The organism is Helicobacter sp. MIT 05-5294 (assembly GCF_000765675.1).
GTDB lineage: Bacteria > Campylobacterota > Campylobacteria > Campylobacterales > Helicobacteraceae > Helicobacter_D.
Genome location: NZ_JRPA02000021.1, coordinates 24,309 through 31,911, shown reverse-complemented (window position 1 = coordinate 31,911; position 7,603 = coordinate 24,309). Strand labels below are relative to the sequence as shown.

The following is a 7,603-nucleotide window of genomic DNA, read 5'->3' as shown; positions in this document are numbered from 1 at the left end:
TTTCATATTCCAAGAGTAGGTGATGAAGTCATTATTTCTTTTTTAGATGATGATATAGATAAACCTTATGTGAGTGGGAGTTTGTATAATCAGAGTAATCCTGCTTTGCCTAACTTACCATTGGACTTTCATCAAACAAGTTTTAGCGCGAGAACCCTCAATCAAGAGGATAATGCAATAGAAGAGGGAATAAATCAAATCACACTCTCTAGCTTAAAGAATCAAGAGCAAATCTATCTTCAAGCCCAAAAAGATTATCAAGAATTGATTAAACATAATTTCACGCAAAGAATTGAAAACAATAAGGATTCTAAAGTGGAGGGAATCTATCAAGAAAGAATCAAAAAGGCTCATTTCCAAACCATAGATTTGGCAAAGAATGTCAATATCGGCGGAGAATATCTTACCAATGTAGCACTCTCTAAGGATACCAATGTAGGATTAAGTAATACACTCAATGTAGGAGCAAACAACACAACAAGAATTGCTAAGGATTCTAGTGAATATGTAGGAAACGATAAAAAAGTAGAAATCAAAGGCAAAAGCGCACAATGTCATCAGGGAAATTTTGATATTTTTGGTAGCGCAAGTGGGAATATCCACACAGAACAGGGTTTGAATCTAAGCTCCAAAGGAGAAGTATCGCTCGCGAGTTCTAATGTCCTAAATATTTCAACTAAGCAATCTATGGGGATTTTGGCTAATAAAATGTTAGTGATTGAAGCACAAAATATCGCACATCAAAGTTTGGAGAAATTTTTAATCCAAGCGCAAAATGGTATTGCAATCGCTTCACCAAAAGACTTTAAAACGACTTTGGGAGACAAAACAGAGATTTATGCAGACGATAAGCAAATTACGCTAAAAGTGGGAGAAAATGAGATTAAAATAAACGCAGAGGGTATTTGTATCAAAGGAAAAGTGCGAATAGAGTAATATGGGGTTTGCCTCTAAAGAATCTTATTGCTTCAGATTGTTTGGAATCCTGCGACGAAAATTTGGGATTTAAAAATGCCAAAGGAGGTATTTGGATAAAGGTTGGGTTATAGTTGCTCTCTTGCTTTGTTTATTACTCTAATTAAGTCTTAAAGCTTATAGTAAATCAAAGAAAGCAACACAGCCAAAACTAGCCTTTAATACGCTTGGTAGGTTTTTGAAACGATTTTCCATTCCCCATTGATTTTAAAGAGTTGGTGCAAATCGGTGAAATTTAACCCATGCCAATCTTCCATCACCACGCGCACAGACGCAATATTTTTGTTGATATAAAGCACATCAATGTGGGATTCGCACTCTTTTGCTTCTCCGCTTGTTTCAAGCCCTTTGTAAAGATTTTTAATACTTCCACTTGCAGTAGAGCCGTCTTTGTTTGCTCCATACATTGTGGCATCTTTTGTGAAAGCTTTTTCTGCTATTTCTCTTTTGCCTTTGATTGCGCCTGTTGTGTAAAAATTTATCGTGTTGATAACTGCTTCATAATCACTTAATTTTGTCATTTTTGCTCCTTTTGTTTGCTTGAATTGATTTGATTTTGCGAATAAACTTGCTGTGTTACTGCTAAAAGCTAATAAGCCTATAATTTTCAAAGAAGTTTTTAAAACTTCCTGCGCTTGGTATTTCGCGTTCTAGCTTTTTGCTTATTGTTACGCATTGCCAAAAACTTTGCGTAAATGTGCTTTATAGTCTGCGATATATCGCTCTACTTGTGGATTTTTCATCACATCATAGCAGGTAAAACTAGGCAGTGCCGACATTCCTAAAAATTCATGGGCTTTGTGCAAATGCAAATTCACCCCATCAATCCCGATTCCACCAAAAAACTCATTTTTGTCTATAAAAGCCTCCAAAGGGGCATTCCAAGTCGTGCTAAAGAGATATTTTTGCCCCGCATTAATCCGCCTCTGCCGTAGTTTTTGGTAGGATTATCTCTATGGCGTCCATCTCCGGTGATGAATTTCCCTGTGGAAGCCCCCGCCATAAAGACTTTATCAATGTATTCTTTGACAATATAAGGCTCACCCATCCACCAGCCCGGAAACTGCCAAATCAAACAATCCGCTTGCAGAATCTTTTCTGCTTCTTGCGCGTCATCATAGCCCTTGTCAATCTCTGTTTTAAGCACTTTAATCCCTAGAGATTCTAAAGTCTCTTTTGCCACAGATTGCAGAGTGGCACTAAGTCTCCCGCCAGATTCATAAAACGCTTTGCCACCATTGAGCAATAAAGCTTTTTGCATTGATATTCCTTTGCGTTGGATTGAATCTTTGCATATTTGCAAAAATTCTGTAAAATTATAAATTAAACTTTGCAAAAGCACAATACGGAAAATAAAGTGTGATACACTCCAAAAAGAGAGTATAATTACTAATAGCTTAAGATATGTAAGGAAAAAAATGCAAGAAGCACCACGAAATCAGATTCATAATGCTTGTTTGTCGGATTCGCCCTTTGCTTATACGCTTTCGTTGATTGCAGGTAAATACAAGATGAGCATTTTGTATTGCCTATTTTGCTATGAGGTTGTGCGCTATAATGAACTCAAACGCTATCTTGTTGGAATCTCTTTTAAAACTCTCACGAATGTTTTAAAAGAACTAGAACAAGATGCACTAATTGAACGCAAAGAATACCCGCAGATTCCGCCAAAGGTAGAATATCGCCTCTCGGAAAAAGGAAAATCTTTGATTCCGATTTTAGATTCTCTATGCGAATGGGGCAAGGAGAATCAGAAATGTCAAGAGAAGACAGACAAGGTTTAATCATTCTTTTGGGTTTATAATTTTAGCTTTATTTTGTTGCAAGGTTTATGTATGATTCACAGCTCCCAAAGGTTTGCCCCCCCCCCCCCATTTTTTGATAATTTAATGCTTATTTGCCGTTGCAGAGCGTTGTTTGGAAGTCTGCAATGAGCGCAAAAGTTGCCGTTGTCATACCGCTTTATAATGTTTCAAAACACCTTAGGCAATGTTTGGATTCTGTGATTGCGCAGAGTTTGCGGGATTTGCAGATTATTTTAGTTAATGATGGCTCGGAGGATTCTAGCCTTGAAATAGCTCAAGAATACGCGAGAAATGATTCTCGCATAGAGGTTGTAGATAAGGCAAATGGTGGAGCTGGAAGCGCGAGGAATGAGGGATTTAAACGCGTGAAAGCAGAGTTTGTATATTTTTGCGATGGTGATGATTGGCTAGATTTGCAGCTTTTGGAGAAATTCTACACTCTCTTAAAATAAACAGGTGCGTCTTTGGCATTATGTGGAGCTTGGAGGAGCGATGAACGCGGAATCCGGGAAGCATATTCTAATAACTTTTATAAGATAGAGGGGCAGTGTTGCACTTATCGTGAGATTAGAGGGCAGATTTTCGCGCGTTTTCCTAGTTGGTTTAAATTCTATTCTTACGAGTTTTTGCATTCCCTTGTATTGAATGATAAGCTTTATCCCGAATATTGTGTCTTTGATGATGTTTTAATGCATGTAAAAAGCATCATCTTAGCGAGAAAAATCGCGATTTTAAAAGAGGGTTTGTATTATTATCGCGTTTGGAATGGCAATATCACAAATGGCGGCTATTCGCGCGGAGAGGGCGTGATGGATAGTTTTGTTTTTATGCGTGATGTGGAGAGTTTTTTACTCTCTCAAGATTTGTTAAAAGAGCTAAGAAAAGAGTTTTGTGGTTTTGTTACTGATAGTATTCATTATCATTTTAAGCGCGTTTTGCCTACACATAAGGGGTTTTTGTAGCTCAAGCGAAGTGGCATTTGCATACTTTAGAGCATATTTTAGAAGTGGAGAGTATAGTGGATTACACAAATTTTGCAAACCAAAACACCTCCAAAAGGAGCGGTTAAAAGTTTCCAAAATCACTTAGCTTTCAAAAACTAGGCAGCGCATTAGTGTGTGCACAATCTCCCCTAAAGATTCTAAAACTACCCTTTACGCTTGGGTTGATAGCTTTGTCGCATAAGTTGTATTTGGATACTTTAAACACGCTTTATGCACAATCTCCGGAGTTAAAGCCCGAGCCATTAGAGATTTATAGCGACTATCAAGAGGCATTAAAAGTCAAGCAAACTTTAAGCTATAAAATGGGTGAATCTATGCTAAAAAATCCGCTACTATTTGTTTTTAAGGCTTTTGGAATTTATCGTGAATTTAAAAAGAATCGCAAAATTTAACTTAAAAGATTTAAGACTATGGATCGCCACACTTGCGGACGCTCGTTTGTAATGGCGCAGTAGCGGGATTCCATTGCGGAATCTTAAAATGCAGATTAAAAAATTTCCTTGCGGAATCTAAAAAGCAAAAATTAACTTGCCAAAAAGTATAATTGCGTTTTTAATTTCAGAGGTTTGTAATGTCCAAATTTGAAACAAAATATATCTTCGTAACCGGTGGCGTCTTAAGTTCGTTAGGCAAAGGAATCACTTCATCATCTATTGCAACTTTGTTAAAAAACTCTGGCTTTGAAGTTGGAATCTTAAAGATTGATCCTTATATCAATGTAGATCCCGGCACGATGAGTCCGCTAGAGCATGGAGAAGTGTTTGTAACTCACGATGGCGCGGAAACAGATTTGGATATTGGGCATTATGAACGCTTTTTGAATATGAATTTTTCCTCCAAAAACAACTTCACAACAGGGCAAGTTTATCTAAGCGTGATTGATAGAGAGCGCAAAGGCGGGTATTTGGGCAAAACCATTCAAGTGATTCCGCATATTGTAGATGAGATTAAACGCAGAATCGTCCTCGCAGGAGAAGGCAAAGAAATTTTGGTCGTGGAGTTGGGAGGCACGGTTGGGGACATTGAGGGTTTGCCTTTCTTAGAAGCAATGCGTGAAATGAAGCACGAATATGGGATTGAGCGCGTGATTAGTTTGCATGTAACTCTGATTCCATTGATTCGCGCAGCAGGTGAGCTTAAAACAAAGCCTACACAACATAGTGTGCAAGAATTGCGCAGAATCGGAATCACGCCACAAATCATCATTGCTCGCACTGAAAAAGAGATTCCAAAAGAGCTAAAGAATAAGCTTTCAATGAGTTGCGATGTGGATTATGATTGTGTGATTATGGCGCAAGATGCGAAGAGTATCTATCAAATGCCGCTAAATTTCTTAAAAGAGGGAGTTTTAGTGCCGATTGCTAGATTTTTAAAGCTACCTGAATTTAAGCCTGATATGAAAGAATGGGATTTGCTAGTCAAGCAGATTCTAGCTCCACAAGAAGAAGTAACGATTGCTTTTGTGGGCAAATATTTGACCCTTAAAGAATCCTATAAATCCTTAACAGAAGCTTTAATCCACGCAGGGGCGAATTGGGATACTAAAGTCAATATTCAATGGATTGATAGTGAGGAGCTAGAAACCAACGAAGAGGCATTGAATAGCCTAAAATATGTCAATGGAATCCTAGTTCCGGGTGGATTTGGTGAGCGCGGTATCGCAGGGAAAATGAAAGCAATTGAATTTGCTAGAGTGAATAAGATTCCATTTTTGGGGATTTGTTTGGGTATGCAACTCGCTATTTTGGAATTTTGTCGCAATGTGCTTGGAATCCAAGAAGCGGATTCTATGGAGTTTAACCCGCAAACCAAAGAACCTGTAATTTATTTGATAGAAAATTTCATAGACCAAAGTGGCGAACAGCAAATCCGCACACACACTTCGCCAATGGGTGGGACAATGCGTTTAGGCGAGTATGAATGCCACACAAAAGAGGGCAGTAAATTACAAGCGGCTTATCAAGGGCAAAAAATCGTCAAAGAAAGGCATCGCCATCGCTATGAAGCCAATCCAAAATATCGTGCGCAATTAGAATCCCAAGGCTTCATTGTAAGTGGAGAGAGTAATGGGCTGATTGAAGCGATTGAGATTCAAGAACACCCTTGGTTTGTGGCGGTGCAATTCCACCCAGAATTTACTTCTCGCCTCCAAGCACCTAATCTAGTGATTTTTGAATTTATCAAACAATCTTTGGCTTTTAGCAAAAGTAGTATTAAAGATTCTCTTTGATTCCGCATTTTGAACTGCTAGACTTAGAGCAAATAGAATCCAAACTTGCAAGTCGTTTTGCGGACGATACGATTTTAAGTCTAAAAGACTTGCCATTGCCAGAAAGTCTTGAAAATCTGCCGCAAATCGCTCAAAAAATCTCCCAAGCCATTAGGGATAACAAAAGAATCGTGATTGTAGGGGATTATGATGTAGATGGCGTGGTGTCGTGCGCAATTCTTGATGAGTTTTTTAAAAAGCTTTCTTTTCCAATCCAAGTAGAGATTCCGAATCGTTTTTCTGATGGTTATGGCTTGTCAGCTTCGGTAATTGCGCGTTTGGATTGTGATATGATTATCACCGTGGATAATGGAATCAACGCAATAGAAGCAGCAGAGATTTGCAAAAAAAGAGGCATTGAACTCCTAATTACTGACCATCACACTCCACAAGCCACATTACCAGAGGCTTTGATTTGCAATCCAAAGCTATCCCCGAAGTTTCCAGAGCCTGAAATCTGTGGTGCGTGTGTTGCGTGGTATTTGTGTGCTGCGCTTAAAAATGAAATGCGTTTGCAAGTGCAAATGGTGGAGTTTTTGGATTTACTCTCACTCGCGATTGTTAGCGATGTAATGCCTTTGCGCGGAATCAATCGTGTGTTACTTAAAAAAGGCTTAGAAATGTTGCGTAAGAGCAAGAGAATCGCGATGATTCAGTTAAAAGAGCAATTTTCAAAGCATAATTTAGATGCACAGCTCATTAGCTATTATATCGCGCCTTTACTAAACTGCGCAGGTAGAATGGATTGCGCAATATTGGCTTATCGTTTTTTAGTGGCGGAGAATTTGGCGCAGTCCAAGCAAACTCTTGCGCAATTATTGGATTGGAATGCGAAGCGCAAATCTCTCCAAAACGCGACTTATGAAGAGGCGAAGGAAATGTTCCTCTCCCAAAAGGATTCCGCGAATCTTCCTTTTATCCTTAGTTTCAAGGAAGATTGGCATGAGGGGATTATTGGAATCATCGCGGCAAGGCTTAGTGAGGAGTTTGGGAAGCCAAGCATTGTTTTGAGTTTGAAAGACGGAATCTTAAAGGGAAGTATGCGATCTTTGAGTGTAGATTGTATGCAGGTTTTAGGGGCTTGTAAGGATTCTTTGATTGCATTTGGTGGGCATATTGGCGCGGCGGGATTGAGTTTGAAATTAGAAGATTTGGAAGACTTTAGGGCAAAGCTCATGGCTTTTGAGATTCCACAAATGCAAGAAGAGCAATCACAAATTGCTTGTTTTAAGGAAGTTTTGGGAAGATTGCCACTGCGCTTCATCAATACAGAATTGTTTGAGAGGATTCAAGCCTTTGAGCCTTTTGGGCATCAAAACGCATTGCCTAGATTCTACACAGAAGCAGAGATTGTGAGTTCAAGATATTTTGGGGCAGGGCATAGCAGTGTGCGATTGCAAGAAGAGGGGGCGACGCAGAATGCTTTGGTGTTTTTTAAGGATTTGCGCGAAAGCATTGGAAAAAGAATCGGTTGCGTTTATTCGCTACAATGGGATAAATACAATAGCAATGTAGTTTTAAACCTTGAATATTATGAGTTTTTGTAACGC

The 7,603-nt window shown here is 38.9% G+C and carries 8 protein-coding genes and 1 pseudogene; 7 read left to right on the top strand and 2 right to left on the bottom strand.

What is annotated here, in order from left to right; all coding sequences use genetic code 11:
• Positions 1-936 (top strand): phage baseplate assembly protein V (locus LS69_RS08855; RefSeq protein WP_238699286.1); only part of this gene is annotated, 936 nt, incomplete at its 5' end.
• A 197-nt stretch (positions 937-1,133) separates the two neighbouring features.
• On the opposite strand, the gene LS69_RS08850 is transcribed toward LS69_RS08855, so the two are convergent.
• Both LS69_RS08850 and LS69_RS08845 read right to left on the bottom strand, forming a co-directional pair.
• Positions 1,134-1,496, bottom strand: coding sequence for a nuclear transport factor 2 family protein (locus tag LS69_RS08850; protein WP_138124206.1), 363 nt, complete (start codon positions 1,494-1,496; stop codon positions 1,134-1,136).
• Between the two features lie 147 nt (positions 1,497-1,643).
• Positions 1,644-2,236 (bottom strand): annotated as a pseudogene (locus LS69_RS08845) (NAD(P)H-dependent oxidoreductase).
• Between the two features lie 157 nt (positions 2,237-2,393).
• On the opposite strand from LS69_RS08845, the gene LS69_RS08840 reads away from it, so the two are divergent.
• From LS69_RS08840 to recJ, 6 genes are all read left to right on the top strand, one after another.
• Positions 2,394-2,759 carry a helix-turn-helix domain-containing protein gene (locus LS69_RS08840; RefSeq protein WP_138124204.1) on the top strand — a complete coding sequence of 122 codons (366 nt, stop codon included), beginning with the start codon at positions 2,394-2,396 and terminating at the stop codon, positions 2,757-2,759.
• A 146-nt stretch (positions 2,760-2,905) separates the two neighbouring features.
• A complete protein-coding gene (locus tag LS69_RS08835; protein WP_138124202.1) occupies positions 2,906-3,232 on the top strand; it encodes a glycosyltransferase family A protein in 327 nt (108 codons plus the stop codon).
• A 12-nt stretch (positions 3,233-3,244) separates the two neighbouring features.
• Positions 3,245-3,742, top strand: a complete 498-nt coding sequence (locus LS69_RS08830) for a hypothetical protein (protein WP_138124200.1) — start codon at positions 3,245-3,247, stop codon at positions 3,740-3,742.
• A 152-nt stretch (positions 3,743-3,894) separates the two neighbouring features.
• Positions 3,895-4,176, top strand: coding sequence for a hypothetical protein (locus LS69_RS08825; protein ID WP_138124198.1), 282 nt, complete (start codon positions 3,895-3,897; stop codon positions 4,174-4,176).
• Between the two features lie 179 nt (positions 4,177-4,355).
• Positions 4,356-6,014, top strand: a complete 1,659-nt coding sequence (locus LS69_RS08820) for a CTP synthase (protein ID WP_138124196.1) — start codon at positions 4,356-4,358, stop codon at positions 6,012-6,014.
• Positions 6,011-7,600, top strand: coding sequence for a single-stranded-DNA-specific exonuclease RecJ (recJ, locus tag LS69_RS08815; RefSeq protein ID WP_138124194.1), 1,590 nt, complete (start codon positions 6,011-6,013; stop codon positions 7,598-7,600). Before LS69_RS08820 ends, recJ begins: the two co-directional genes overlap by 4 nt.
• Positions 7,601-7,603 lie beyond the last annotated feature (3 nt).

Coding starts and splice junctions, on each gene's coding strand:
- LS69_RS08850 (WP_138124206.1), bottom strand. CDS start 1,496: ATGACAAAATTAAGTGATTATGAAGCAGTTATCAACACGATAAATTTT.
- LS69_RS08840 (WP_138124204.1), top strand. CDS start 2,394: ATGCAAGAAGCACCACGAAATCAGATTCATAATGCTTGTTTGTCGGAT.
- LS69_RS08835 (WP_138124202.1), top strand. CDS start 2,906: ATGAGCGCAAAAGTTGCCGTTGTCATACCGCTTTATAATGTTTCAAAA.
- LS69_RS08820 (WP_138124196.1), top strand. CDS start 4,356: ATGTCCAAATTTGAAACAAAATATATCTTCGTAACCGGTGGCGTCTTA.